At 64.9% G+C, this 25,480-nt stretch carries 26 protein-coding genes; 14 read left to right on the forward strand and 12 right to left on the reverse strand.

The features are described from left to right. Position 1: 1 nt before the first annotated feature. From B4L76_RS13490 to B4L76_RS13505, 4 genes are all read right to left on the reverse strand, one after another. The gene (locus B4L76_RS13490) at positions 2-946 is read right to left on the reverse strand and encodes a LysR family transcriptional regulator (RefSeq protein ID WP_296233208.1); all 945 of its coding nucleotides are present in this window, start codon (positions 944-946) and stop codon (positions 2-4) included. 153 nt (positions 947-1,099) lie between these two features. Continuing rightward, positions 1,100-1,810 carry a YebC/PmpR family DNA-binding transcriptional regulator gene (locus B4L76_RS13495; RefSeq protein ID WP_170029433.1) on the reverse strand — a complete coding sequence of 237 codons (711 nt, stop codon included), beginning with the start codon at positions 1,808-1,810 and terminating at the stop codon, positions 1,100-1,102. Positions 1,811-1,907: 97 nt separating this feature from the next. Further along, the gene (locus B4L76_RS13500; RefSeq protein ID WP_296233131.1) at positions 1,908-3,299 is read right to left on the reverse strand and encodes an FAD-dependent oxidoreductase; all 1,392 of its coding nucleotides are present in this window, start codon (positions 3,297-3,299) and stop codon (positions 1,908-1,910) included. A gap of 15 nt (positions 3,300-3,314) precedes the next feature. Next, entirely contained in the window at positions 3,315-4,631 is a 1,317-nt protein-coding gene (locus tag B4L76_RS13505) for an MFS transporter (protein ID WP_296233133.1), read from the reverse strand. 243 nt (positions 4,632-4,874) lie between these two features. On the opposite strand from B4L76_RS13505, the gene B4L76_RS13510 reads away from it, so the two are divergent. Together B4L76_RS13510 and B4L76_RS13515 are read left to right on the forward strand one after the other, a co-directional pair. Then, complete coding sequence (locus tag B4L76_RS13510) at positions 4,875-5,744, forward strand: LysR substrate-binding domain-containing protein (protein ID WP_296233135.1); 870 nt, start codon at positions 4,875-4,877, stop codon at positions 5,742-5,744. Between the two features lie 57 nt (positions 5,745-5,801). Further along, a complete protein-coding gene (locus B4L76_RS13515; protein ID WP_296233137.1) occupies positions 5,802-6,173 on the forward strand; it encodes a DUF2784 domain-containing protein in 372 nt (123 codons plus the stop codon). Here the strand turns inward: B4L76_RS13515 and tam are convergent. Further along, entirely contained in the window at positions 6,163-6,939 is a 777-nt protein-coding gene (gene tam, locus B4L76_RS13520) for a trans-aconitate 2-methyltransferase (RefSeq protein WP_296233138.1), read from the reverse strand. The genes B4L76_RS13515 and tam overlap by 11 nt on opposite strands. A gap of 90 nt (positions 6,940-7,029) precedes the next feature. On the opposite strand from tam, the gene B4L76_RS13525 reads away from it, so the two are divergent. Then, the gene (locus B4L76_RS13525; protein ID WP_296233140.1) at positions 7,030-7,203 is read left to right on the forward strand and encodes a hypothetical protein; all 174 of its coding nucleotides are present in this window, start codon (positions 7,030-7,032) and stop codon (positions 7,201-7,203) included. 3 nt (positions 7,204-7,206) lie between these two features. Here the strand turns inward: B4L76_RS13525 and B4L76_RS13530 are convergent, their stop codons facing one another. Beyond that, positions 7,207-8,616, reverse strand: coding sequence for an amino acid permease (locus B4L76_RS13530; protein WP_296233142.1), 1,410 nt, complete (start codon positions 8,614-8,616; stop codon positions 7,207-7,209). A gap of 326 nt (positions 8,617-8,942) precedes the next feature. Here B4L76_RS13530 and B4L76_RS13535 point away from each other — a divergent pair, with 326 nt between their 5' ends. Further along, on the forward strand, positions 8,943-10,367 hold the full coding sequence (locus B4L76_RS13535) for a PLP-dependent aminotransferase family protein (RefSeq protein ID WP_296233143.1): 1,425 nt from the start codon (positions 8,943-8,945) through the stop codon (positions 10,365-10,367). A gap of 183 nt (positions 10,368-10,550) precedes the next feature. Continuing rightward, positions 10,551-11,093, forward strand: coding sequence for a WYL domain-containing protein (locus tag B4L76_RS13540; RefSeq protein WP_296233145.1), 543 nt, complete (start codon positions 10,551-10,553; stop codon positions 11,091-11,093). Between the two features lie 33 nt (positions 11,094-11,126). Here B4L76_RS13540 and B4L76_RS13545 read toward each other — a convergent pair whose 3' ends face one another. Further along, positions 11,127-11,864, reverse strand: coding sequence for a hypothetical protein (locus B4L76_RS13545; RefSeq protein ID WP_296233147.1), 738 nt, complete (start codon positions 11,862-11,864; stop codon positions 11,127-11,129). Between the two features lie 158 nt (positions 11,865-12,022). Between B4L76_RS13545 and B4L76_RS13550 the strand changes: the two genes are divergently transcribed. After that, a complete protein-coding gene (locus B4L76_RS13550) occupies positions 12,023-12,646 on the forward strand; it encodes a glutathione S-transferase family protein (protein WP_296233150.1) in 624 nt (207 codons plus the stop codon). 108 nt (positions 12,647-12,754) lie between these two features. Here the strand turns inward: B4L76_RS13550 and B4L76_RS13555 are convergent, their stop codons facing one another. Further along, positions 12,755-13,930 carry an MFS transporter gene (locus tag B4L76_RS13555; protein ID WP_296233151.1) on the reverse strand — a complete coding sequence of 392 codons (1,176 nt, stop codon included), beginning with the start codon at positions 13,928-13,930 and terminating at the stop codon, positions 12,755-12,757. Positions 13,931-14,024: 94 nt separating this feature from the next. Between B4L76_RS13555 and B4L76_RS13560 the strand changes: the two genes are divergently transcribed. From B4L76_RS13560 to B4L76_RS13585, 6 genes are all read left to right on the forward strand, one after another. Next, the gene (locus tag B4L76_RS13560; protein ID WP_296233152.1) at positions 14,025-14,948 is read left to right on the forward strand and encodes a LysR family transcriptional regulator; all 924 of its coding nucleotides are present in this window, start codon (positions 14,025-14,027) and stop codon (positions 14,946-14,948) included. A 95-nt stretch (positions 14,949-15,043) separates the two neighbouring features. Next, entirely contained in the window at positions 15,044-16,006 is a 963-nt protein-coding gene (locus B4L76_RS13565; protein WP_296233153.1) for a 5'-nucleotidase, read from the forward strand. Further along, complete coding sequence (locus tag B4L76_RS13570) at positions 16,003-16,773, forward strand: SDR family NAD(P)-dependent oxidoreductase (RefSeq protein WP_296233154.1); 771 nt, start codon at positions 16,003-16,005, stop codon at positions 16,771-16,773. The genes B4L76_RS13565 and B4L76_RS13570 overlap by 4 nt, the downstream gene beginning before the upstream one ends. A gap of 102 nt (positions 16,774-16,875) precedes the next feature. Then, positions 16,876-18,633, forward strand: coding sequence for an OPT family oligopeptide transporter (locus tag B4L76_RS13575; RefSeq protein ID WP_296233155.1), 1,758 nt, complete (start codon positions 16,876-16,878; stop codon positions 18,631-18,633). 100 nt (positions 18,634-18,733) lie between these two features. Further along, on the forward strand, positions 18,734-19,114 hold the full coding sequence (locus B4L76_RS13580) for an NUDIX domain-containing protein (RefSeq protein WP_296233156.1): 381 nt from the start codon (positions 18,734-18,736) through the stop codon (positions 19,112-19,114). Positions 19,115-19,219: 105 nt separating this feature from the next. Further along, complete coding sequence (locus B4L76_RS13585; RefSeq protein ID WP_296233157.1) at positions 19,220-20,434, forward strand: aldose 1-epimerase family protein; 1,215 nt, start codon at positions 19,220-19,222, stop codon at positions 20,432-20,434. A gap of 46 nt (positions 20,435-20,480) precedes the next feature. On the opposite strand, the gene B4L76_RS13590 is transcribed toward B4L76_RS13585, so the two are convergent. Both B4L76_RS13590 and B4L76_RS13595 read right to left on the reverse strand, forming a co-directional pair. Then, positions 20,481-20,885, reverse strand: a complete 405-nt coding sequence (locus B4L76_RS13590) for a helix-turn-helix domain-containing protein (RefSeq protein ID WP_296233159.1) — start codon at positions 20,883-20,885, stop codon at positions 20,481-20,483. 156 nt (positions 20,886-21,041) lie between these two features. Beyond that, positions 21,042-21,728, reverse strand: coding sequence for a hydrolase (locus B4L76_RS13595; RefSeq protein WP_296233160.1), 687 nt, complete (start codon positions 21,726-21,728; stop codon positions 21,042-21,044). Positions 21,729-21,957: 229 nt separating this feature from the next. Here B4L76_RS13595 and B4L76_RS13600 point away from each other — a divergent pair, with 229 nt between their 5' ends. Beyond that, positions 21,958-22,425 carry a Rid family hydrolase gene (locus tag B4L76_RS13600; protein WP_296233161.1) on the forward strand — a complete coding sequence of 156 codons (468 nt, stop codon included), beginning with the start codon at positions 21,958-21,960 and terminating at the stop codon, positions 22,423-22,425. 16 nt (positions 22,426-22,441) lie between these two features. Here the strand turns inward: B4L76_RS13600 and B4L76_RS13605 are convergent, their stop codons facing one another. Further along, positions 22,442-23,407 carry a LysR family transcriptional regulator gene (locus B4L76_RS13605; RefSeq protein ID WP_296233162.1) on the reverse strand — a complete coding sequence of 322 codons (966 nt, stop codon included), beginning with the start codon at positions 23,405-23,407 and terminating at the stop codon, positions 22,442-22,444. 80 nt (positions 23,408-23,487) lie between these two features. After that, positions 23,488-24,489: a zinc-dependent alcohol dehydrogenase family protein gene (locus B4L76_RS13610; RefSeq protein WP_296233163.1), complete on the reverse strand. Its 1,002-nt coding sequence runs from the start codon at positions 24,487-24,489 to the stop codon at positions 23,488-23,490. 105 nt (positions 24,490-24,594) lie between these two features. Here B4L76_RS13610 and B4L76_RS13615 point away from each other — a divergent pair, with 105 nt between their 5' ends. Beyond that, positions 24,595-25,473 (forward strand): LysR family transcriptional regulator, encoded by an 879-nt coding sequence (locus B4L76_RS13615; protein WP_296233164.1) that lies wholly within the window; start codon positions 24,595-24,597, stop codon positions 25,471-25,473. Positions 25,474-25,480: the final 7 nt, after the last annotated feature.

Raw genomic sequence — 25,480 nt, forward strand, 5'->3', positions numbered from 1 at the left:
GCTATGGCAAACCCGCATGCCCGCCCTGCACACCGAACTGCGACTGGCGCCACAACTCGAACACCCGGTTGCGCAGCCAGCGATGCTCTGCCGAAGCCTGCAGGCGCTGGTGCCACACCACCCAGTAGCGCTGGCTGTGGTCGATGAAGCCCAGCGGCCGCCAGGCCAGCGGATGCAGGCGGCACAGCTGCCGGGCGATGTGTTCCGGCACGGTGGCCAGCGCCTGGCTGTTGGCGATCACCTGCACGGTGGCGGAAAAGAACGGCACTTCCAGGCTGACCCGCCGCTGCAGCCCTTGGGCGCGCAGGTGGCGGTCGATGAAACTGTCCTTGTCGCCACCGCCGGAAATTCGCACATGCTTGTGCGCCAGGTAGTCGGCCTGGCTGAGCGCGCCGCAGGCGGCCAGCGGGTGGTCGTGGCGCATCAGGCACACCGCGCGGTCCTCGCCAAGCAGGCGACCGTGCAGGTTGGGCGGCGACTCGTCGAACAAGGTGGTGGCCAGGTCGATCTCGCCACTGGCCAGCAAGGCGTACTGGCCGGCTTGCCATGTCCGGTATTCCAGCGATACGCCCGGGGCTTCGCGCTCCAGCGCCGCCACCAGCAGCGGCAGCATGTGATCGGCCACGTAGTCCGAAGCGGCCAGGCAGAAGCGCCGCTCGCAACGCGCCGGGTCGAACACTGCGGGCTGGCGCAGGGCGTGCAGCTCTTCGAGTATCTGGCGCAAAGGTTCGACCAGCGCTTCGGCGTGCTCGCTGAGCACGTAGCCACGGCCCTGGCGAACCAGCAAAGGGTCGTCGAAGGCTTCGCGCAGGTGGGCCAGCTGGCGGCTCAGGGCGGACTGGCTGACGCCCAGGCGCTTGGCGGCGTGGCTGAGGTTCTTCAGCTGCAACAGGTGGTCGAGGGTACGCAGGTGGGCGAGGCTGAGGGAGGCGAAGGTGGGGTTCATCGGGTTCGGCTCCAGACTGCGGGCAAGGGCCTTGCCCTCGTTTCGCGACACAAGGCCGCTCCTGCAGGGGCCAGCCGAGCCTATGTCGGAAACCGCCCCTGCAGGAGCGGCCTTGCGTCGCGATGGGCCGCGAAGCGGCCCCGATTACACGGATCAGTCAGTCAGGCCGACGTACACGTTCTGTACATCATCGTTCTCGTCGATGGCCTCGAGGAACGCTTCCACCTCGGCCAGCGCCTCGGCACTCAGGCTGGCTGCGCTGACCGGGTTCTTCGGGGTGTAGCCGATCTTCGCCGAGGTCACGGTGAAGCCATGTTCCGGCAGGGCCTTCTGCACCGCATCCAGGTCGGTGGTGTCGGTGATGAACAGGGTCGAACCTTCTTCGTCGCCTTCCTCGAAGTCCTGGGCACCGGCCTCGATGGCCGCCATTTCCGGGTCGGCGTCACCGTTGGCGGTGGCTTCGATCAGGCCGACGTGGTTGAAGTCCCAGGCCACCGAGCCGCTGGCACCCAGCTGGCCCTTGCGGAACAGCACGCGGATCTGTGCGACGGTGCGGTTGACGTTGTCGGTCAGGCACTCGACGATCAGCGGCACCTGGTGCGGGGCGAAGCCTTCGTAGCTGACCGCCGAGTACTGCACGGCATCGCCGTCCAGGCCCGCGCCCTTGCGGATGGCGCGTTCCAGGGTTTCGCGGGTCATCGAGGCCTTCTTGGCCTGCTCGATGGCCAGGCGCAGGCGCGGGTTCATGTCAGGGTCGGCGCCGGACTTGGCGGCGATCTGGATCTCTTTGGACAGCTTGCCCATGATCTTGCCTTTGGCGTTGGCCGCGGCTTCTTTATGTTTGGCTTTCCACTGTGCGCCCATGTCGATTCTCTTGTTTCAGCGGCCGGTTCAGGAAGCGACCGGCCAAAAGTGGGTGCAGTTTATACGCCCTCCGGCCTGTGTTCGACAAGAAATCTCATCAGCCTTTATCGGCTTTACCCGCCGCTGCCGCAAACCGCGCCAGCCGCACATCCAGCCTCCGCGGCCGCAGCCCACGGTCCTCGGCGCGTTCCTTGCGGCGGATGGCATTGCGCACCAGCAGCGAGCCGAGGTAGCGGATCGGCTCGGGCGGGAACCAGCCCAGCGGCCCGTTGACCAGCGGCGAGCGGGTCCATGGGTTGTCCAGCCCCAGTGCCAGCGAGGACAGGATCTGACCGCCCATGTGGCACGGGCCGACACCGCTGCCGGAGTAACCAAAGCCGTAGAACACGTTGCCCTGCCCGTCCAGCCGGCCAAAGAATGGCAAACCGGTTACCGAACGGTCCGATGGCCCGTTCCAGCTGGCCGCCAGCGGCACTTCGGCCAACGCCGGGAAAAACCCGCCCAGGCTTTCGCGCAACAGGGGCTGGTACGGCGAGGGCTGGTCGAATACCGGCAACATGCGCCCGCCATAGGCAAAGGTATTGCCGCCCTTGCCGAGCATCAGCCGCCCATCACAGGTGTTGTGGTAGTAATGCACGAAGATGCGCGAGTCGAGCACGCTGATACCGCTGTCCAGGCCGATCTGGCGCAGCAGGTCGGGGCACGGTTCGGTGATGACCATGTCGCTGGAAACGATCGCCACGCTGCGTTCGAACTGCGGGAAGGCCCGCGCCATCCAGGCATTCAGGCCGAGCACCACGCGCTCGGCGCGCAGCGTGCCATGGGTGGTGCGCACCTGCACCGGGGCACCATGCTCCAGGCCGGTCATGGCCGTGCCTTCATGAATGCGCACACCCCGCTGCAAGGCCACCCGGCGCAGGCCGCGCACCAGCTTGCCCGGCTGCACCGTGGCGGCGGCCGGCGAGAACCAGCCCTCCAGGTGCCGTGCCGAGCCCGCCAGGCGCTGCACCTGGTCGAGCGGCAGGCGGCGGAACGAATTGATACCCTGGCGCTGCAGCGCAGCGATCACCGCATCGGTGGCACCGACCTGGGCCGAATTGGTGGCAGTGTACAGCGTGCCATCCAGGCGGTAGTCGCAGTCGATGCCATTGGCTGCGCAGAATGCACCAATCTCGCCAATGCTGCGCTCCGACTCGCGCACCAGGCGCACCGCCTCGGCCACGCCGAACAGACGCTCGAGGGTGAAGTACTTGGCCGACCAGGACAACGCGCAACCACCGTTGCGCCCACTGGCACCGGCACCGCAGATATCGGCCTCGATCAGCACGATGTCCAGGGCCGGCTGCGCCTCCTTGAGCATCAGCGCCGTCCAAAGGCCGGTGTAGCCGCCACCGACGATGCACACATCGCAACGGGCATCGCCCGACAATGGCGGGCACACCGCTTCCTGTGCCGAATCCAGGGCCTGTTGCAGCCAGAAGGGTCTCATTCGCTCGCTTTCCTTTCAGGTACGCATTGGCTTGATTGCCAGGCTGGTGTTCGGTGCCAGCTCGGCGCTCTGCGCGGCGCTGGCCGGCCGGCTGTTCCAGTGCGGCAGCAGCACCAGGGCCGAGAACAGCGCACAGCCGGCGAACACGATGAACACCGTGACACCGTCGAAGTAGCCCGGTAGCAGCCCGCCCAGCACGGCCCCCACCGAACCGCAGCCGTTGACGAAGCCCGCCGCGGTGGCGCCGGCCTTGGCGGTGCCGAAGTCGATGGCTGCCGCGCCGCTGATCATCGAGTCCGGCCCGTACAGGGTCAGGCCCATGACGAACAGCAGGGCCACCACCAGCACCACGCTGCCGGTGTCCATGGCCGCCATGAACGCCGCCAGGGTCACGGTCAGCAGGACCAGGCTGATCACGCAGGCCGGCATGCGCCGGGCACTGAACAGTTTGTCCGATGCCAGGCCGATCAGGATCGGCCCAAGCAGCCCGGCCAGTTCGAACGCCGTTGGGATGATCGCTGCGCCTACCTTGCCGACCGACGGCATCTGCTCGAAGACGATCACCGGCCCCCACAGCAGGATGGCGTAGCGCGCCGGTTTCAACAGGAAGTAGGCGAGCCCCAGGGTCAGCACCGTGCGGTTGCGCAAGATTTCCTTCAATGGCGCCCACAGGCTGCACAGGTTGCCGCCCGGGGCCATGCTCTGTGGTTCGGGCTCGACCGCCGGCAGGCCGACGTCCTCAGGCTTGTTGCGCTGCAGGAAGAAGAACAGCACAGCCACCAGCGCCACCACGGCAGCGCTGGAGAAAAACGCCGCGTGCCAGGTGCCGACCAGGGTGTAGGCCCACCAACCGGCGAATGGCGAGGCCACCAGGCCGCCGAAGGCATAGCAGGAACTCCACAACCCGAGCACCCGGCCGCGCTGCACGGCGGGGAAGAAACTGCCGATGTTCTTGCACAACCCCGCCCACCCGGTGGATTGCGCCAGGCCCTGCACCAGCATGCAGGTGGCGAAGATCGGGAAGGTAGCGTAGCTGCCCATCACCACGGCGGCGCCGGCGGAAATCAGCAGGCCACCGAGCACCACCACGCGCGGGCCGAAGCGGTCGGCGAGCATGCCCCAGGTGAACTGGCCCACGGCATAGGCGGCCAGGTAAATCGCGTCGAGGTTGGCCATGGCGGCCTTGTCGAGCATGAAATCCGGGTCTTCGGCGATGCCCAGCTTGGCCACCGAGAAGGCCTTGCGGGTGAAGTAGAAGGCGGCGTAGGCCAGCCAGGTGATGGCGAAGATCTGAATGCGCCAGCGTTTCAACGTGGCTAGTGATTGGTTCATTTAAGTCTGACCTCTTGCTCAAGTGTGCCGGCAGAATGTGAAGAAACGCCTGTCTTGTTCTTGTGTTACGCACAGCGATGACGAGGCTGTCATCGGGTCAGATGGCGCCGTGTGGGCGTCATGGCCCTGGCGGCACTTGTGGTACCTGCGTCGGGCTGAAAGGTATGGAAACAGCTGCTGACTGATAAATAAAATCGATTTATCGTATTACACACATAAGCCTGGCTTGTTACTGAGGTGGTCATGTCGGTTTCCCACGCACAACTCAAGGCCTTTCACGCCGTAGCCGTGCACGGCAGCTTTACCCGCGCGGCCGAAAAGCTGTTTCTTACCCAGCCGGCAGTATCCGACCAGGTGCGCAAGCTGGAGGAGCGTTTTGGCGTATTGCTGTTTCACCGCAACAAACGTTCGGTACAGCTCACCGACCTGGGTGAGCGCCTGCTGGGCATCAGCCAGCGCCTGTTCGCCTGCGAGGCCGAGGCGCATGAACTGTTGCAGGACTCGCGCGCCCTGCACACCGGCAGCCTGGTGCTGGCAGTGGATGCGCCGGTGCACGTGCTGCCGCAGATCGCCCGCTTCTGCCAACGCTACCCCGGCATTCAGGTGAAGGTCGAAACCGGCAACACCGATGAATCGCTGGCCCGGCTGTTCAGTTACCAGGCCGACCTGGCCCTGCTGGGGCGGGATGTCGACGACGAACGCCTGCATTGCCTGCCGCTGCGCCGCGACCCGATGGTGGCGTTCGTCTCGCACCAGCACCCGTGGGCCAGCCGTGGCTCGATCAGCCTGGCGGACCTGGACGATATGCCGCTGGTGCTGCGCGAACCCGGCTCGGTGACGCGGCAGACGCTGGAGCAGGAAATGCAACGGGCCGGGTTGCGGATTCGCCCGGCGATCCAGGTTGAAGGCCGGGAAGCAGCACGCGAAGCCGTGGTGGTGGGGATTGGCGTGGGGGTGGTGTCGGCGGCGGAGTTTGGTGCCGATGCGCGCGTGTGTGCGTTGCCCATCGTCGATTGCCAGCGGTACCTGACCGAGACCTTGGTGTGCCTGAGCGAACAGCGCACGCGGCGGGTGGTGGCGACCTTCCTGCAGACGGTTGAGGAAGCGCTGTGAGGCCAGTACAGGCAACCCGGCTATGCTGGGATAACCACCGCCTCCGGCACTCACACCATGCACTTGCGCCTCGCCGCCGACACCTTGCTGCTGCTGCACCTGGCGTTCATCCTGCTGGTGCTGTTCGGCGGCCTGCTGGTGCTGCGCTGGCGCGCCGCCCTGCTGCTGCATCTGCCAGCCCTGGCCTGGGGCCTGGCGGTGGAATACCTGCACCTGGGTTGCCCGCTGACTGCCTGGGAAAACCACATGCGCAACGCGGCCGGTGACGCGGGCTACCAGGGCGGCTTCATCGACCATTACATCTGGCCGCTGATCTACCCCGCCGGGCTGACACCCTCTGTCCAGCTGGTGCTGGGCAGTGTCGTGCTGCTGCTCAACCTCGGCATCTACAGCTACGTGGCCTGGCGCTGGCGCCGCCCTAGCGGGTAGCAACCACGAACAAGCGCGGGAACGGCAACAGCACCTTGCCATCGGTGGCTGGCGGGTAGTCGCGCTGCATGGCCTGCAGGTACATCTGCAGGAAGTCAGCCTGCTCCTGCGCGTCGAGCCTGGCCAGATAAGGCCGCAGTGCCGAACCCTTGAACCATTCCACCACCGCTTCGGCGCCACCCAGCAACGGGTGGTGATAGGTGGTGCGCCACACATCCACCCGCGCGCACAAAGGGCTGAGCAGGTCGTAGTAGAACGCCGCGTTGTGCCGCGGCGGCAGCTGGAAATCGGCGAACTTGGCTGCCCAGGGGCCTTGGCTGGCAATCTCGCGCAATTGCCGGTGGGCCGGCTCGTCAAGGTTGTCCGGGGTCTGTACCGCCAGGCTGGCGCCTTCGCTCAATTGGCGCACCAGGTGCGGGTACAGTGATGCATGGTCCGGGAGCCATTGCAGCGAGGCATTGGCCAGGATCAGGTCCTGGGGCTCGGCGGCGGACCAGTCGGCGATGTCGGCAACCAGCGTGCGCACCCGGGGGATGCACAGCCGCTTGCGTTCGCGGGCCTTGTCGATCATGTCCGGGTCGCTGTCCAGTGCGCTGACCTGGGCGTCCGGGTAACGTTGCAACAGCACCTCGGTGGAGTTGCCGGGGCCGCACCCCAGGTCGGTGGCGTGGCGTACCGGGCGTGGCGGCACGGCGCCGAGCAGGTCGCGCACGGCGCGGGTGCGCTCGTCTTCGAACAGGGAATACTGGTTGGCAGACCAGGCCATGGGCAACTCCTTCAGGCGGGTAATGGGGGCAGCATATTGCGATCTGCGGGCGAGCGGAACTGGCTGACGCGCTTGCAGGTCATTCCTTGCATGCGCATGAAGACTTATCTGGCCCTTGCCATCCTCGCCCTGATCGCCACCGCCGCCCTGCTTGGCTCGCCGTGGATGAACCAGCGCTTTCACCTGCCAGCGGAAAAAAACCATGCCCAACAACGCGAAACGGCCGGGTCCCCGCGGGAGCCGGCCGTTTCGCGAAGCGAATGACGCTTAGTGCTGCTTGCCAGAACGAATCTGGTGCACCACACCCATCGCCACCACGATCGCCGCAGCGATACCGGTGGAGACGACCAGGATCTGGTAGTCAGGCATGAAGGCCATGGTCACCAGGGCGGCGACGATGAAAGCGATCACCAGGTAGGTCAGCCATGGGAACAGCCACATCTTCAGGCGTACTTCCTTGCCTTCGGCGATCAGCTTGCGGCGCATGCGCAGCTGCGAGAAGGCGATCACCAGGTACACCAGCAGGGCGATCATGCCGGTGGTGTTCATCAGGGTTTCGAGCACGTCCTTCGGGCGCAGGGTCTCGCTGAAGTTGATCAGGGCGCAGACGATGGCCACCGCGCACGACCCCATGATCGCGTACACGGGTACACCGGTACCCGCGCGGGTGATCTTGAAGAACGATGGCGCGTCGCCACGCTGGGCCAGGGAGAACAGCATGCGCGAAGCGGTATAGTGGCCGGAGATCAGGCAGCTGCTTACCGAGGTCAGCACGACGAAGTTCATCAGCAGCTCGGCGTACGGCACGCCCAGCAGTTCCAGGGTACGGCGATAGGCGCCATAACCGGAAACGCCCAGCTGCGGGTCGTTCCACGGTACCAGGCAGACGATCAGGAAGATCGAGCCGACATAGAACAGGCACACCCGCCAGACCACCGAGTTGGTCGCCTTGACGATCTGCGTGGCCGGGTCCTTGGCTTCGGCAGCGGCGATGGTAACGATTTCCGCGCCGAGGAAGGCGAACATCACCCCGAGCAAGGCACCAATCACGGTGGTGATGCCATTGGGCATGAAGCCTTCGGCCGTGAGGTGGCTGATGCCCCGCACTTCACCGAACTGCCAGATATTCAGCACTGCCGCGGTACACACGATCAGGAAGCAGACGATCGCGATCACCTTGATCAGGGCGAACCAGAACTCGAACTCACCGTAGTGCTTGACGTTGAAGAAGTTGACGGTGATCAGCAACAGGGTCGTGGCCAGCACGAACACGTTGACGCTGACATCGGGGAAGAACCCATGCAGGATCTTGCCTGCCACATAGGCTTCCCAGGCCATGAGGATGACCCAGTACCACCAGTACAGCCAGCCGATGGTGAAACCGGCCCAACGGCCGATGGCGCGGTCGGCGTAGGTGGAGAACGAACCGGTGTCCGGCGAGGACGTCGCCATTTCACCCAGCATGCGCATGATCAGTACCACCAGGATGCCACCTGCCAGGTAGGCCAGGACAGCGGCTGGGCCGGCGCTATGGATCACGCTGCCGGAACCGACGAACAAGGCGCCGCCGATAACCCCGGCGATCGACATCATCGTCAGGTGGCGCGACTTGAGCGAGGCACTGAGTTTGCTCTCGTGCCCGCTTTTCGCGGTGGTGGTTGTAGATGTTGCGTCCATCAGTTGTGTACCCCGTGCTTCTTTTTATCCAAGGAAAACTGTGAAACCCCGATGGCTGGCGGTTTCACCTGTACATCAGTGCTAATGCGGGCAGGATGGTGTGTGACGAACACACGCAGGCCTTCCATGGCGGCCTGCTGACGCGCCCCAGGACTGACGCCTGGGGCGAACTGAACATGCTTTAGGTGGCGATATCTGACACCTAATGTAAAAATGTCCGGCGCAGAGAACCATGCACAGTGGCATGAAACTCGCACTGCACTGTATAGGTCGCCGATGCAATACACCGCCTCAGCGCCTGGCGTTACACACCCTGAAGGCCCCGAATGCTGCAATTACATCCAGACTCCTCCACGCCGCTGGTCAACCAGATCATCGATGGCCTGCGCGAGTTGATCGATAACCAGACCCTCAAGCCAGGCGCCAAGGTCCCGTCCATTCGCGCCTTTGCCGCGACCTATTCGGTCAGCACCTTCACCGTGGTCGAGGCCTACGACCGCCTGGTCGCCCAAGGCCTGCTGGTGAGCCGTGGCAATGCCGGGTTTTTCGTCAACCGCGCAGCAGGCGAGCTGCTGGACGCGCACAATGCCGAGGTCGACACAAGTCGACCAACGTTCAACTCCGAGTGGTACCTGCAGCAGATCTTCGAAATCCGCCAGTTGCCGTTCAAGCCGGGGTGCGGCTGGCTGCCCAACGACTGGATGTACGAAGACGGCCTGCGCCGCGGCCTGCGCCAGGTGGCCGGGAGCCCGCTGGAGCTGTCGGGCTATGGCGACCCCATGGGCCTGCCGGAATTGCGTGCGCTGACGGCGCAGAACCTGCAGCAGGAACTGTCGATCGTCGCCAACCCGGCGCAACTGATGCTCACCCACGGCGCCAGCCAGGCCCTGGACCTGGCAGCGCGCACGCTGGTGCGCCCGGGCGATGTGGTGCTGGTGGACGACCCAGGCTACCCCAACCTGATGAGCATCCTGCGCACCCAGGGCGCGACCCTGGTCGGCGTGCCGCGCACGCCGGCAGGCTATGACCTGAACCAGCTGGAGCTGCTGCTCACCCACCACCGCCCGACGGCGTTCTTCACCCAGCCGCACCTGCACAGCCCGACCTGCTCACGCACCCCGCTGCCGCAACTGCACCGCCTGCTGCAACTGGCCAGCCAGCATGGCTTCCGCCTGGTGGAAAACAACCTGTACGCCGACATGGTCGCCGAACCGCAGCCTTGCCTGGCCAGCCTCGATCACCTGCAGCAGGTGGTGTACGTGGGCAGCTACTCGAAGAGCATTTCGCCGAATGTGCGGGTCGGCTACCTGCTGGCCAACCCCGAGCTGATGCAGAAACTGCTGCACCTGAAGATGCGCTCGGGCCTGACCACCTCGCAGGTGATGGAGCGCGTGGTGTATGCCGCGATCATCGACGGGCGCTGGCGCAAGCACCTCAAACGCCTGCGCCAGCGCCTGGCCGAGGCGCACCAGGAAGTAGGCCGGCACCTGCACCGGCTGGGCTTCGAGTTGTTCACCGAGTCGGACGAGGGCATGTACATCTGGACCCGCCACCCGGCGATTCCGGACAGTGCGGCGTTGCTGGATGACGCGTTGGAGAAAGGCATCATGCTCGGGCCCGGGCAGCTGTTCATGGTCGACGCCAAGGCGACCGGATGGATGCGCTTCAACGTGGCGTTCAGTACCGAGCCGGCGATGTGGGAGTTGCTGGAGAAGGTGTTGGTGAAGCATGTGCGGCGGGGTGGGATGTAGGGCGCGTTTTTCTGGCAGGCTATTGGCGGCGCATGTTCAGCGCTCGATTTCACTGTTTGCAACAGGGCTGGCCGGCACTGAGGCGCGCGAAAACTTGGATCCCATCCTGTGAAAAGGTATGCTGCGATAGCTAAACGCTACCACTCAGGCCAAGTTGCCAGCCTGCTTTCAAGGACGAACCTTTTGCCCAGCCACCCTACCCGCCACACCATTGCCCGCCAATGGCAACTGCTCAAGCTGCTACCCGGCCGTCACCCCGGGATGAGTTCTACCCAGTTGCAATCTGCCTTGAAAACCGTGGGCTACACCACCAGCAAACGTACCGTTGAACGCGACCTGGTCGAACTCGCGGCGCTGTTCCCGCTGCAGTGCAACAGCAAAGGCATGCCTTACGGCTGGTACTGGCAGCCCGGCCTGAGCCTGGCGGAAGCACAGCAACTGCAACCTGACGTGCTGACACCCCCGCAGCGGGTCGAACTGCATGCCTGGGTCGACGACGGGCTGGCCCGACGCCTGCAAGCGCAGCCACTGGCCGTGGACATGCAACTGACAGCGCACGCGGACGGCGGTGCCACGCTGGTGGCCACGGTCGACGACAACCGGGCGCTGATGGGCTGGCTGTTGTCTCAAGCTGGCTCGATCCGCGTGCGGGCACCGCAAGGCCTGCGCCTGGCCGTGATCGAGCAGTTGCGGCAAAGCCTGGCGCTGCACGCTGGCGACTATTGAGCGCCGGGCACACCTCGTCAGCACCGCCGCCGTCTACAGAGGCCGCACCTGGCGCGGGCTCCGGCGCGCCAGGCAGGCATACCCCAGGCCCAGCACAGTGAAAGCCATTACCCCCAGCAGCACCATCAACTCGCGGCTGTAGCGCGCTACCCAGGCCGGGAAACCGATGACTTCGCGGTAGACCTGCACGTCAGCCTCGCCGTCGGCGTGGCTGATGCTGATCCCGCCCTGGCGGATCTGGGTGTAGTCCGCATCGAAATACACCCATACCTTGCACGCGCCACCAGGCTCTATGGCCGGGATATCCACCTGGGCAGTCGCGGCCTCGACGATGGTGTCGTTGCCAGCCGCGTCGCGCACCTGCACCAGGCCCTTGGCTGGCAGGCGGATTTTCACCTGGCGCACCGGCGCGTCCCCGCGATTGCGCAGTTCGACGAGCAAGCCGGTACGGTGGTCGACCAACCCGGCCTCGAACGGTTTGGCGAACAACTGGGTATAGGGTGCCTGGGCCATCTCGACCAACCGCTCCACCTGGTCGGGGCTCAGCCCGCCTTGGCTGATGGCGTTGATACGCGCCTGCAACTGCTCGTACTTGAGCTGCTCGCTGGCCTTGCTGATACGTTCGCTGAACTGGCTGGGATAGGTGAGGTAGGCGTAGGTCAGCGCTGCCTCCAGGCGCGGGCTGCCTCTGAGCAGCCCGTAAGCGGCCAACAGGACCACCAGGCCGACCAGTACGGCTACGAGGAGTTTCCCCACCTTGTCCCAGCTCAATGCGTACTTCCTTCTGTGTGATAGCGACGCTGCAAACCGGCCAAGGGTGCCAAGTTCGCGCGCCCCAGGCAAGCCTGATCCGGTCGCTTGCGCCTGCCGCTTGACCAGGCCACGGCAGTGACGGACGATCAACCTCCCCCGACACAAGGACGAATAGCATGTTGCGGATACTGGGCAGAGCCTCTTCGATCAATGTACGAAAAGTGCTGTGGGCGTGCGCCGAGTTCGAGGTCGCCTACGAGCGCGAAGACTGGGGCGCCGGCTTCCAGCCCACGGACAGCGCCGAGTTCCTCGCGCTGAATCCCAACGCCATGGTCCCGGTGATCCAGGATGGCGACTTCACCCTATGGGAATCCAACAGCATCATCCGCTACCTGGCCGCACGCTACGGTGCGACTGCGTTCTACCCCAGCGAGGCGCAGGCCCGCGCCAGGATCGACCAGTGGATCGACTGGCAGGCTTCGGACCTCAACCGCGCCTGGAGCTACGCGTTCATGTCGCTGGTCAGGCACTCGCCGGCCCACCAGGACCCGCAGGCCCTCGCCGCCGGTTGCGCGGACTGGGCGCGCTACATGCGCATCCTCGACGGCCAACTGGCCACTACCGGCGCCTATGTGGCCGGCAGTCAGTTCACCCTGGCCGACATCCCCATCGGCCTGTCGGTGAACCGCTGGTTCGAAACGCCATTGGAGCACCCGCACTTGCCGGCCGTGCGCGATTACTACGAACGGCTGAGCGAGCGCCCGGCCTATCACCTGCATGGCCGCAACGGTACGCCGTGACAGCCAGCCGTTGACGCCCCTCCCGGCAGCCCTGCGCACCTGCTCACCCCCGCGCCATACCTGTGGGAGCGGGCGCGCCCACGCAGGGCCGCAAAGCAGCCCCACGTCCTACGCGGCTGCCCGCCCCGCCAGCGCCTGCCCCCGTCCACGCCAGGCAAACATCAGCACCATCAACAACCCAAGCGCTGCCGTCGCCGCCCCCGCCAGGGCAATCGCCGGATAGCCCAGCCCGGCATTGATGACCGCCCCGCCCAGCGCTGCGCCAATCGCATTGCCCAGGTTGAATGCCCCAATGTTCACCGCCGAGGCCAGGTTGGGCGCATCCTTGGCCGCTTCCATCACGCGCATCTGCAGCGGTGGCACCAGGGCGAAGCTGGCAGCCCCCCACACCAGGATCGCCAATGCCGTCGGCAGCGACCAGCCCAGCACCAGCGGAAACACCAGCAGTACGGCGATCAGGGTGGCCAGTGACACGATCAAGGTGCGATCGACCGAACGGTCCGCCGCCTTGCCGCCCCACACGTTGCCCAAGGTCAGGCCGACGCCGAACAGCACCAGCATGGCTGTCACGAACGTGGTGGACGCGGCCGCCTCGCGCTGCAGGATCGGCGCGATGTAGGTGAACACCGTGAACATCGCACTGGAACCCACCACGGTCAGCAGCAATGCCGCCAGCACCGGCCCGCGACCGAGCACACGAAGCTCGGCCATGGCCCCGTCACCCTTGGGCGACTGCACATTGGGCAGCGCGTACCAGAGGCAGGCCATGGCAACCAGGCCGAGCCCGGCCATGCCCCAGAATGCTGTACGCCAACCGAGCAGTTCACCGAACCAGGTCGCCAGCGGCACGCCGCCGATGGTGGCCAGGGTCAGGCCCATGAACATCGCTGCCACCGCCCCAGCGCGCTTGTCGGGCGGCACCACGCTGGCTGCGACGATCGAACCGATGCCAAAGAAGGCACCGTGGTTGAGCGAGGTAACCACGCGCGCAACCAGCAGGCTGGCGTAGTCGTCGGCCAGGGCTGACAGCAGGTTGCCGAGGGTGAAGATGGCCATCAGCCCGATCAGCAGGTAACGCCGCGGGACTTTCACCGTGGCCAGAGTCATCAGCGGGGCGCCGATCAGCACACCGATGGCATAGGCACTGACCAGCAACCCCGCGGCCGGGATCGAGACGCCAAGGTCGGTGGCGATACTGGGCAACATGCCCATGGGGGCGAACTCGGTGACGCCAATGCCGAAGGCACCGATGGCGAGTGCGACAAGTGGTGGATTGATACGCATGGCAAACTCCTTATCTGTGCTGCAAATGCTACGATCCACCGTCAGGCTGCACTAGACTGCATTTTTGCGAACCACCTTTGCTGATGAGGCACAAATGGATTTCAGCGGACGATCCGGAGAGATGGAAATATTCGCCAAGGTGGCGCAAGCGGGCAGCCTGTCCGCCGCAGCACGGTCGCTGGGCCTGACGCCTTCGGCGGTCAGCCGCATCCTGGCCCGTACCGAACAGCGCCTGGGCACTCGCCTGCTGCTGCGCACCACCCGGGCGCTCACCCTGACCCCTGAAGGCGAGGCGTACCTGCGCGGCGCACGGCGGGTGCTGGCCGACCTGGACGAAGTGGAACAAGCCATTACCGACCAGGGCGTGCCACGCGGGCGTTTGCGGGTCAGCGCTGCGCTAGGGCATGGCCGGCTGACCGTGGTCCCGCTGTTGGCAGCGTTCAGCGCACGCTACCCACAGGTGCTGGTCGACCTGACCCTCAGCGACGAGATAGCCGACATCCCCGGCGGTCAGGCCGACGTGGCGCTACGCTTCGGCCCGCTGCCGGACAGCTCGTTGAGCGCCCGCGCCATTGGCGAGACCGGCCAGGTCATCGTCGCCTCCCCCGACTACCTGCAGCGCTGTGGCACGCCCCGGGTGCCGGAAGACCTGGCCCGGCACAACTGCCTGCGCTTCAACTTCCGTCGCGCCGCGCCGGACTGGCCGTTCCAGCGCGACGGGCAGGTCTTTGCACTGAAAGTCAGCGGCAATATCGAATGCAGCAGTGGCGAAGCCCTGGCGCAACTGGCCACGCTCGGCGCCGGGGTTGCCCGCATCGGTACCTTCACCGTCGCCGATGACCTCGCCAGCGGGCGCCTGGTACCGTTGCTGGAAGCCTACAACCCGGGTGATCGCGAGCCGATCCATGCCGTGTTCGTCGGTGGCCCGGCGATGCCGGCGCGGGTGCGGGTGTTCGTCGACTTTCTGGTCCAGCAGCTTCACAACGCTGGGCCTGCCGACCTGGCCCGGCTTGGCTAGCACGGCCCCGCACGCACCCTGCAAAAGGATCCTTGGCGGGTGAACCCGCGCCCACAGGGTACACTTGCCTTCAGCACAGGCCCAGGAGTTGCTACATGCCCTACCCCATCGAACAGAAGCTGGTCATCGGCGTAGCTTCGAGTGCGCTGTTCGACCTCACCGTCTCGGACGCCATCTACCAGGCCGAGGGCGTCGAGGCCTACCGCCAGCACCAGCAGCAGAACCTGGACGAACCCTTCCCCAAGGGCGTGGCATTCCCGTTCATTCGTCGCTTCCTGAGCATCAACCAGGCGTTCCCCGAGCAATTGCCGGTGGAAGTGGTGCTACTGTCGCGCAACTCGCCGGAAACCGGCCTGCGGGTGTTTCGCTCGATCGACCATTACCAGCTGGACATCACCCGCGCGGCGTTCATGTCCGGTCGCTCGCCTTACGAGTACATCCCGGCGTTCAATGCCTCGCTGTTTCTCAGCGCCAACGAGGAAGACGTGCAGAAGGCCATCGACGCCAACTACCCGGCCGGGCGGGTGCTGCCGACGCGCATCTACGATGACGAGATCGACACCGAGTTACGGGTGGCTTTCGACTTCGATGGAGTGATCGCCGACGACGAAGCGGAGAGCGTGTACAAGCGCGACAACAGCCTGGACGAGTTCCAGAAGCATGAGCGCATGCACATGGCCACCCCGCACACGCCGGGGCCACTGGCAGACCTGTACCGCAAGCTGTCGCTGATCCGCATGCTGGAAGACCAGAAGCTTGTCGAAGACCCGACGTACAAACGGATCCTGCGGATCGCCATCGTCACTGCACGCAACGCACCTGCGCATGAGCGGGTAGTGACCACACTGAAGAACTGGGGCGTCTCGCCGGACGAATGCTTCTTCCTCGGCGGGATGGAAAAACCCAGGGTATTGTCGATTCTCAAGCCGCATGTGTTCTTCGATGACCAGCGTAGCCATCTGCAGTCGCCGGCAGGCAACCTGCCGATGGTGCACGTGCCGTTCGGTGTGGCGAACAAGGTACTGGCGCCGCTCTCACCGCTGGAAGGTGTGGCATGAACCTCATTCCCGGGCTGCCGGGCCAGGCCAATGTACTGGTTTGCGGTGCCAGCGAGGGCATTGGCCTGGCGTTGTGCACGACCTTGCTGGCGCGCGACGATGTGCGCCAGGTCTGGGCCGTGTCGCGCCAGGCCAGCAGCAATGCTGCGTTGCTGGCCCTGGCCAGGCAGCACGCTGGGCGCGTGTCGCTGGTGGATTGCGATGCCCGCGACGAGCAGGCGCTTGCGGCCCTGGCACAGCAGGTGGGCCACGGCTGCGAGCACCTGCACCTGGTGGTCAGTACGCTGGGCATTCTGCATCAGGAAGGCAGCAAGGCGGAAAAGTCACTGGCACAACTGGACCTGGCCGGCCTGCAGGCCAGCTTCGCCACCAATGCGTTCGCGCCGGTGCTGTTGCTCAAGCACCTGCTGCCGCTGCTGCGCCGGCAACCGGCCACCTTCGCGGCGCTTTCGGCCCGGGTCGGCTCGATCAGCGACAACCGCCTGGGCGGCTGGTACAGCTACCGTGCCAGCAAGGCGGCACTGAACCAGCTGCTGCATACGGCCAGCATCGAACTGAAACGGCTAAACCCCACCGCTACCGTACTGGCCGTGCACCCGGGCACCACCGATACCCGGCTGTCACGGCCGTTTCAAGGCAACGTGCCGGAGGGCAAACTGTTTGCCCCGGCGTTTGCCGCCCAGTGTGTGATCGAGCTGGTGGGGCAACTTGGGCCGACCGAGACTGGCAGTTTCTGGGGCTGGGATGGCCAGCGCATCGAGTGGTGAGCGAGGGGCAGCCGCTGGCGCAACCGCAAGCGCCAGTGAACCTTTGCGGCAAGCGGGGCTCAGTTGTGCAAAGCGCGCTCGCCGCACCGACAAAGGATTGCCATGGGACATGCCCCTTCCACCAACCTGCCGCGGGTTCGCGTCGAGCGTGAGCTGAGCCTGCGGGCGGTGCTCACCGGCATCGCGCTGGGCATCCTGCTCACGCCCTCGAACGTGTACGCGGGCCTCAGGATTGGCTGGTCGTTCAACATGTCGATCATCGCCTTGCTGGTCGGCTTCGCCGTGTGGCAGAGCCTGCCGGGGCGCAGCAGGGGCCGGCCGGCGTGGACGCTGCACGAAAGCAACATCAACCAGACCGTGGCCTCGGCCGCCGCGTCCATCGTTTCCGGCGGGCTGGTTGCGCCGATCCCCGCCTACACCCTGCTCACCGGTCACCAGCTGGCCCCCCTGGCGCTGATGGCCTGGGTGTTCGCCGTGAGTTTCCTGGGCATCTGGATCGCCTGGTACCTGCGCCCCGCCTTGCTCAATGACCATGGCCTGAAATTCCCCGAAGGCATGGCGACCCTGGAGACATTGCAACAGATCTACCAGCAAGGCCACGAAGCCATGACGCGCATCCAGGTGCTCTGCAGCGCCGCGTTGTTGTCGGGGCTGGTGAAGTGGATCGACGGCTTCGTCTGGAGCATTCCGCGCTGGGCCCCCACGCCCGTACTCGAGCGCCTGACCTTCACGCTTGACCCGTCGCTGATGCTGGTCGGTTTCGGCGGCATCATCGGCATTCGCGTGGGCCTGACGCTACTGCTCGGTGCCGCCCTGGCCTGGGGCGGGCTGGCGCCGTGGCTGATCGAACAGGCGCTGGTGGTGCTGGCGCCGGATGCCAGCGGGCCTCAGTTCGCAGCCCTGGTGGAATGGCTGCTGTGGCCGGGGGTCAGCCTGATGGTCTGTGCGACCCTGACTTCACTGTCGGTTCGCCTGTTGCAAATGCCTAGGCAAAGGCCCACCGAAGCGCTGCAAAACAATGGTTCGCAGGCGCGGACGGGGGTTTCCCCGAAGCCTGCTGCCGGGTTGCTGTTGTCCATTGTCCTGGTGGTAGCGCTACAGGTGTTGCTGTTCGGCATCGACTGGTGGATGGCGCTGTTGAGCATTCCCCTGGCGGTGTGCCTTGCCGTGGTCGCCGCGCGCGTGGTGGGGGCCACCGGCATTGCGCCGATCGGCGCCATCGGCAAGCTGTCGCAGCTCGGCTTCGGCCTGGTCGCCCCGGGCCAGGTGGCGATCAACCTGATGAGCGCCAACACGGCCGGCGGCGCGGCCGGGCAATCCACCGACCTGATGAACGACTTCAAGGTTGGCCAGGCGATTGGCGCAACACCGCATCGGCAACTCATTGCACAGTGCCTCGGCATCTTCATCGGCAGCGTGGTAGCGGTGCTGGTGTATCGAATGCTGATTCCCGATCCACAGGCACAACTGCTAACCGAGCAATGGCCGGCACCCGCCGTGGCGACCTGGAAGGCCGTGGCCCAGACATTGACGCAAGGGCTTGGGACGCTGTCGCCGACGCTGCGTTGGGCAATCGTGGCCGGTAGCGCGGCAGGCGTGCTGCTGGGCGCCCTCGACAGCCGGCTGCCGCAGCGGGTGGCGCGCTGGCTGCCGAGCACCGCCGCACTGGGGCTGGCGTTCATTCTGCCGGCGTCGATCAGCATGATGATGGGGCTTGGCGCGGTGCTGACGTGGCTGGTCAGTTGCCGTTGGCCGAGCGTGACAGAGCGGTTTGCGATCACCGCCGCAGCGGGGCTGATTGCCGGGGAAAGCATTACCGGGGTGGGCGCATCGTTCTGGGAGATGGTGCGCGCGCTGTAACGGATGACAGCTGCGGCCACCCCGCGTCCCTGTGCCCTCCTGGCGTTGCGTTTGAACTTTGCCCACCGGTTTGCGGCCTCCTCTGCAGGAGGTACTGAACATGACCAGCAAGGAACGACACTCGACCCTCATTTGCCTGCAAGCCGGCAAAGTCCTGCTGGTGCGCAAAGCGACCGGCGCATGGTCATTGCCCGGTGGCAAGATCGATCCCGGGGAAACCCAGCTCGATGCGGCCCGGCGGGAATTGCACGAGGAGACAAGCCTGGAAATGCGCGACGCCCAGTTCCTCGGCCACCATGTATTCGATGGCGAGGAACACTGGCTCTATCGCATGACCGTGCCCCCCGGGATGACGCCCGCTCCCGCACACGAGATCGTGGAATGCCGCTGGTTCAGCGGCGCTGAGCTCAACCAGGCGACAGTGCAGCCGAAGGACCTCGAATTACTCAGGCGCGAGGGCTGCATCGGCAGCAGAGCGTGAAGGCATCGAGGCCAGGGCTTCGCTGAAAATGCCGTTTAGTGCGCTTGCTGAAACGTTTCTGTCGGTCTATAAAATGGGCACAATTCCAAGAAAGGCATGCTGCCCATGTTTCTTCTCAAACGTTGCGTTGCGCTCAGCGCCCTGTGCGCGACCTCCCACGCCATGGCCTGGGATTACGTCCTGCTCGACACCGACAAGGCTGCCCAGAACTGGCAGATCACCAGCCAGCAACTGGGCGTGAAGGCCGACAAGCCCTTCAGCGTGACCGTGCGCACCTTGCACGGGGGGCGGCAGGAGGGTGTCAGCATCGTCGACATCGATAACGGCACGCTGAAACTGTCGGTCGTGCCGACGCGCGGCATGAACATCCTGCAGGCCTCGGTCGGTACGGTGCGCCTGGGCTGGGACTCGCCGGTCAAGGAAGTGGTCAACCCGTCCTTCATCGAACTCAACGGGCGCAATGGCCTGGGCTGGCTGGAAGGCTTCAACGAGCTGGTCACCCGCTGCGGTTACGAATGGGTCGGCCACCCCGGCATCGACAATGGCGAGCTGCTGACCCTGCACGGCCGCGCCGCCAACATTCCTGCGAGCAAAGTCACCCTGCACATCGATGAGAAACCACCGTACGCCATCAGCTTGCGTGGCGAACTGAAAGAACAGGCGTTCAAGAAGGTCGACTTCGCTGTCGCCACCGAAGTGGTTACCGAACCCGGTAGCGTGGCATTCACCGTCAACGACACGCTGACCAACAACGGCGACTATGCGAAGGAATACCAGGCGCTGTATCACAGCAATTTCAGCACGCCGTTCCTCGAGCAAGGTGCGCGTTTCGCCGCGCCGGTGAAACAGGTATCGCCGTTCAACGACAAGGCCAAGGGCGACCTGCCCGACTGGCAGACCTACCGCGCGCCGACCCGGGACTATGACGAAACGGTGTACAACGTGGTGCCGTATGCCGATGCCCAGGGCGATACCTTGACGGTGTTGCATAACAAGGCGGGCAACCTGGGCGTCTCGGTCGGTTTCAATACCGCGACACTGCCGGTGTTCTCGCTGTGGAAGAACACCGACACCCAAGGTCAGGGTTATGTCACGGGGCTGGAGCCCGGGACGAGTTTTTCCTACAACCGCCGTTACCAGCGGCCACTGAACCTGGTGCCTACCATCGGCCCCAAGGAACACCGGCAGTTCCATATCCGCTACAGCTTGTTGGCGGACAAGGCAGCGGTGGACGAGGCCTTGAAGCAGGTCAACGAGATCCAGGGTGGGCGCGAAACCGAGGTGCGGCAGACGCCATTGGTTGATCTGAGCAAGGGCTGATGCCGTCGAGGCCGGCCAGCGGGCTCGCCCCGCCCACTTGGCACTGTCACTGGAGGCAGCTTGCCTGCCGGCGATGACTGCCGGATGCCTGCGCTTGCCAGGTCTGCGGGGTCATGCCTTCGGAACTGAAGAAGGCCCGGCAGAAATGGGATTGATCGTAAAAGCCGCAGGTCAGTGCGATGTCCACAAGCAGCATGCGGGATGTTCTCAACAATACCTTGCTCTTCATCACCCGCTGCTCACGCAGCCATTGCTGCGGGGGCATGCGGGTACTCTGCTTGAACCGGCGCGAGAAGTGGCTGCGTGACAGTGCGCACGCTGCGGCAACTTCGGCTACCGAGATGCCGGTGTCCAGGCGTTCCAGCATGAGTCGTTTGGCAGCTTCCATCTGCCCGGAGCCGAGCAGCGCCGTTGCGGCCGGCGCAGTGGCCGGTACGGTGAATTGTTCCATGTTCTCACCCGTTCACACGTCCAGGTAACCGGGTGCGCGCGCTTCGTGCTGTCGCAATCCGGGCACTGCTCTTCCCGCAGGAAAACCATGCCCAGGCAGCCGCTGCGCACCCTTGCATACATTACCAGCCCCGGTGCAGGGGCTGGCGACGACAGCTCAGACAGGTGCCGCCACAGGGGCCAGGGTCGGGCCATGCTGAACGCGCTCAGGCGCCTTGTGCACCATGGTGTAGGCGTAGTCGACGCCCATGCCGTAGGCGCCGGAATGCTCTTTCACCAGCGCCATCACCGCATCGTAGGTGGCCCGGTTCTTCCAGTCGCGCTGCCATTCCAGCAGCACCTGTTGCCAGGTTACCGGTACCACGCCCGCCTGGATCATGCGCTGCATGGCGTAGTCGTGGGCTTCCTTGCTGGTGCCGCCGGAGGCATCCGCCACCATGTAGATTTCATAGCCGGCATCGTGCATTGCCGACAGGGCGAAGGTGGTGTTGCACACTTCAGTCCACAGGCCGGAAACGATCACCTTGTTGCGGCCGTTGTGCTTGAGCGCGTCACGCACCTTCTGGTCATCCCAGGAGTTCATCGAGGTGCGCTCCAGCAGCGGAGCCTCCGGGAACACCGCGAGCAGCTCCGGGTAGGTGTGCCCCGAGAAACTTTCGGTCTCGACCGTGGTGATAGTGGTGGGCACCTCGAAAATCTTCGCCGCCTTGGCCAGGGCAACGGTGTTGTTCTTCAACGTCTGGCGGTCGATGCTCTGCACGCCGAAAGCCATCTGCGGCTGCTGGTCGATGAAGATCAGCTGGCTGTTGAAGGGAGTCAGAACTTCGGTTTTAGGGTTGCGCATGGTTGTTTCCTCTACTCTGGATGATGGTCGGTCGCACCATTCGCGGTGCACGCCTCGGCGTCGTCGCCGCTTGAGGTCGAGCACAAGATAGCGAAACCCTGCAGGCAATGGTGGCGCACTTTTGCGCCACTGCAAGCGCATTAATGCGCCACCAGGCCGGGCGCTGCACTGCTAGCATCTGCCTCTCGATACGGGTCAACCCGGCCCGCTCATTTGCAGGGGAATACACATGCCAGCTTCACAACCACTCAATAAAGACACCGCTTACTGGGGCGTTTCCTGGGAGGATGCCTATGGCTATCCGCAGGCACGCCGGGTCGGTAACGAGATTTATGTGTCGGGCCAGTTCAACCATGACGAGGACGGCAACCTCATTGCCCCGGCTCCACTCGATGGCGACGGCAAGCCGAGTGATTTTTCGGCGATGGGCGAGCAGATGCGGGTCGCCTACGCCAACATCGCCAAGCTGCTCGCCCTGTATGGCGCCACCTTGCAGGATGTGGTCGAGGAGACGCTCTACGTGCTCGACATGGACGCGGCCTTCGCCGTCGTTGGCAAGGTGCGCAAGGCGGCGTATGGCACTGAGCGGCCTCAGTGCGCAAGCAACATCATTGGTGTTTCCAGGCTTGCCCAGCGCCCGCAGTTGATCGAAATTGCCTGCAAGGCCGTGATAGGTGCCGGCGCATCCGGGCGCTAGCTCGCCCGGCCTGGCCTCAACTGGCCGGAAGGCGCCCTTCGACCAAGGGCTTCTGCTCGGCCACGGCGGCGGCACAGAAGGTCATGAAGGCTTTGACTCGCCACGACTTGCGGATGTCCTGGTGGGTCAGCAGCCACAGTTCATCCTGCAGCTCGGGCACCACCGGGCCGGCACGGACCAACCCCGGGGTGATATCGCCCAGCATGCACGGGAGAAAACCGTACCCGAGCCCTGCCGCAATGGCCGCGCTCGCAGCGGCGACGGAATCGGTGCGGTACACGATGCGCTCGGGGGCGACCCGGTTCTCGACATAACTTGTCGCCCGCAAACCGCACAACGCGGCAGCATACGAGACCCATGACTGTTCGCCTTCGAAAAGGGCGGCGGTGTCTGCCTGGCCGGCACGGCAATACGGCGCCCAGGCGATGGTCGCCAGTTTGCGACCGACCAGGCTGTCGGCAGGTTTACGCGTCGCCCGGATGGCGATATCCGACTCGTCCCGGGCCAGGCTCAAGGTCTGGTTACCGACCAGGACTTCCAGGGTGATGCCCTCGTTCAGCGCCTTGAACTCGGCGATGATCGGGGTGAGGAAATGCAACAGCAGCGAGTCGCTGGTGGTGATCCGCAGCTTGCCGAGGGGGCCCTGGCCAGCACGGGAAACACGCCGTGCAACGCTGACGATGTCCAGCTCCACGCGCTCGGCCAGCGCCCGCAGCTCGGCACCTTCGGCCGTAAGCAGGTAGCCCGACTTGCGGTGATCGAACAGGGCGATACCCAGCGTGCGCTCGACCTGGGCAATGCGCCGCGAAACGGTGGACACGTTCACCCCGAGCTTCTTGGCCGTGGCGGCACGATTGCCACACTCACTGAGGGTCTTGATGATCCGCAGGTCATCCCATGCCAGTTGGCTGACGGCCTCGCCTGCGTCCCACTTCGCAGGGGTGGCCGAAGCGGGCTGAGGTTTTCCAGTGAGTGATTGCACAGATTCTGATCCACAGGCGAATGCGCCGATGATACGAGAAGCGACCGGGGTGAACCAAGTTGTCTGCATTGCAGCAGTGCCTAGTCGCTCGACACGCGGATCACTGTCTTGCCTGTACCACGACCTTCCGCGACCTGGCAAAACGCCTCGTTGACGTCTGCCAGCGCGAACTGCCGCGGGTCCACCCGAATCTGCAACTGCCCGGCATCCGCCAGCGCAGCGGCCTCGCGCAGGATAGCCCCGTGGTGTTCGCGCCCCTGGCCTGTGAGCAACGGTGTCAAGGTGAACACGCCCGAGTAGGTGGCGCTTCTGAACGATAACGGCGCGAGGCTGTGCTGGCCCCAACCGAGGCAACTGAGCACGTGGCCGGTATAAGGCTTGACCGCCAGGAACGAAGCATCCAGGGTGCTGCCGCCTACGGTGTCATAGACGATGTCGAACCCCTCCCCGGCCGTGTACTGCTGCACGTAGGCCTCCACGCTCTGCGCCCGGTAATCGATTGCCGTGGCGCCGAGGGCGCGAATGAAGTCGAGGCTGGCCGCCGAACCGGTGGCGTAGACGTCGGCACCGCGTGCCTTGGCCAACTGAACCGCCACCCGGCCTACCCCACCTGCCCCACCGTGAATCAGCACGCGCTGGCCAGGACGGACATTGGCGCGGTCGACCAGGCCTTCCCATGCAGTGATGAATACCAGCGGCAACGCCGCCGCCTCATCCATGGCGAGGGCCTGCGGCTTTGCTGCGATCAGCCGGGCATCCACTGCGATGTATTCAGCCATGGTGCCCTGGGCACCGCCTATGCCACCGGCCATGCCGAACACTTCCTGACCGACGACAAACCCTTCGACCGCCTCGCCCAGTTCGACGACCGTGCCGGCCAGGTCCAGGCCGAGTACCGCCGGCAGCGGCTGGCGGGCATGTGCACCTGCGCCAGTGGCGATCTTGGTATCGAGCGGGTTGACGCCCGCGACGTGGACCCGCACCAGCACCTGCCCCTTGGCGGGCTTCGGGCGGTCAACGTGGCGCACAGCCAGCGGGGCCTGGGCGGATTCTGCGATAGCGGCGAGCATGGTCTGTTTCATGACGGGAACCTCATTGAGTGGACGCTTACAGGTTGCGCCGCCCAGCTCATTCCGATAAGACACTAGATCGGCATATGACTTATTCCTCCAAGAGGCCAGATAGCGATGGATCTGTTCGACAACATGCGCGTCTTCGTACGCGTGGTGGAGCGTGGGTCGTTTTCAGCGGTCGCTCGCGAACTTGGCATCGGGCAGCCTGCGGTCAGCAAACAGGTCCGCGCCCTGGAGCGCTACCTGGGCGGGCCGGTATTTGCACGCAGTACCCGTCGGCTGGTCCTCACCGACCAGGGGCAGCGGTTCTACCGCCACTGCCAGGAGATTCTCGGCCAGCTGGAATCCGCCACGCGCAGCTTTGCCAGTGGCCAGGAGCAGATTGCCGGCCTGCTACGGATCGCCGCGCCGGTGAGCTACGGGCGGTTGTGCATAGCGCCGCTGCTGGGCAGCTTTCTGCAACGCCACCCTGAAGTGCGGGTCGACCTGCGGCTGAACGATCACAACGAAGACTTGCTGACGGAAAACATCGACGTCGCCATCCGCATCGGGGTGCTGAAGCACGAGGGCCTGGTGGCCGTGCCGCTGGGCACCAGCGTGCGCCGGGTCTACGCTGCGCCGGCTTACCTGGAGCGCCACGGGCAGCCACGCCAGCCCGCCGAACTGGCACACCACAACTGCATCGGCTTCACCTTGCTGACGCACTACGACAACTGGCAGTTCAGCCAAGGCGAGCAAGCGCTCGAGGTTGCCATCAAAGGCAATGTCACCAGCAACAGCAGCGAGGCCATCCGCGAAATGGTGCTCGGTGGCCTGGGCATTTCCCTGTCGCCCGAATGGCTGTTCGCAGCCGATGTCGCGCACGGTAGCGTGCGTAGCGTGCTTGACGATTACCAGGCCATCGCACTGCCTGTCAGTGCAGTGTTCAGCCCCGAACGACGGCGCTCAGCCCGCACAAAAGCATTCATCGATTTTCTCCGAATGCACCTGTAGGCGCCCC

The sequence above is a fragment of the Pseudomonas sp. UBA4617 genome, assembly GCF_002386445.1.
Classification (GTDB): domain Bacteria; phylum Pseudomonadota; class Gammaproteobacteria; order Pseudomonadales; family Pseudomonadaceae; genus Aquipseudomonas.